2 protein-coding genes are annotated in these 908 nt (G+C 70.6%); both read right to left on the bottom strand.

Annotated features, from left to right (window positions below; translation table 11 throughout):
* On the bottom strand, window positions 1–286 hold a 286-nt coding region (locus tag ACFPIH_RS56335), incomplete at its 3' end, for a CoA-transferase (RefSeq protein ID WP_385879460.1).
* Window positions 286–908 (bottom strand): CoA transferase subunit A (locus tag ACFPIH_RS56330; RefSeq protein WP_381188159.1); only part of this gene is annotated, 623 nt, incomplete at its 5' end. The genes ACFPIH_RS56330 and ACFPIH_RS56335, both read right to left, overlap by 1 nt.

The raw sequence follows: 908 nt of genomic DNA, 5'->3' as shown, positions 1-908 counted from the left end.
GCCCGCCCCGGATCATGCCGAAGGACAGGGAGGAGTCGAAGAAGGAGGCACCGGGCAGGACCGTGACCGTCTCCTTGCCCGCGTTGATCAGGTCCGGGTCGACCTGCTCCTCGGTGGGGTAGGGGCCGGTGCCCAGGATGCCGTTCTCCGATTCGAGGACCACCTCGACACCCGGGGGCAGGTAGTTGGGGATCAGCGTCGGCAGACCGATGCCGAGGTTGACGTACTGCCCGTCCTCCAGCTCACGTGCCGCGCGGGCGGCCATCTGCTCTCGTGTCCAGGCCATCAGCTGCTCACCGTCCGCTGCTCGATCTTCTTGTCCGCCGCCTGCCCGGGCGTGAGGGCCACCACCCGCTGCACGAAGATCCCCGGCAGATGCACCGCGTCCGGGTCGATCCCGCCGGGTTCGACCAGCTCCTCCACCTCGGCGATCGTCACCCTGCCCGCCATCGCGGCGAGCGGGTTGAAGTTGCGGGAGGACTTGTTGAACACCAGGTTCCCGTGCCGGTCGCCCTTCGCTGCCCGCACGAGTGCGAAGTCCGTGCGGATACCGCGCTCCAGGACGTAGGCGGTGCCGTCGAACTCCCGCACCTCCTTCGCCGGCGAGGCCAGCGCGACACCGCCCTCACCGTCGTAACGCCACGGCAGCCCGCCCTCGGCGACCTGCGTGCCCACCCCGGCAGGGGTGTAGAAGGCGGGGATCCCCGCCCCGCCCGCCCGCAGCCGCTCCGCGAGCGTGCCCTGCGGGATCAGCTCCACCTCCAGCTCACCGGCCAGATACTGGCGGGCGAACTCCTTGTTCGCACCGATGTAGGAACCGGTCACCCGCGCGATCCGCCCCGCGGCCAGCAGGACCGCCAGCCCGGACTCCATCGCCCCGCAGTTGTTGGACACCACGCCCAGACCGC

The organism is Streptomyces vulcanius, assembly GCF_042653945.1.
GTDB classification, from domain to species: Bacteria; Actinomycetota; Actinomycetes; order Streptomycetales; family Streptomycetaceae; genus Streptomyces; species Streptomyces mangrovi.
This window is presented reverse-complemented; position numbering and strand designations above follow the sequence as displayed.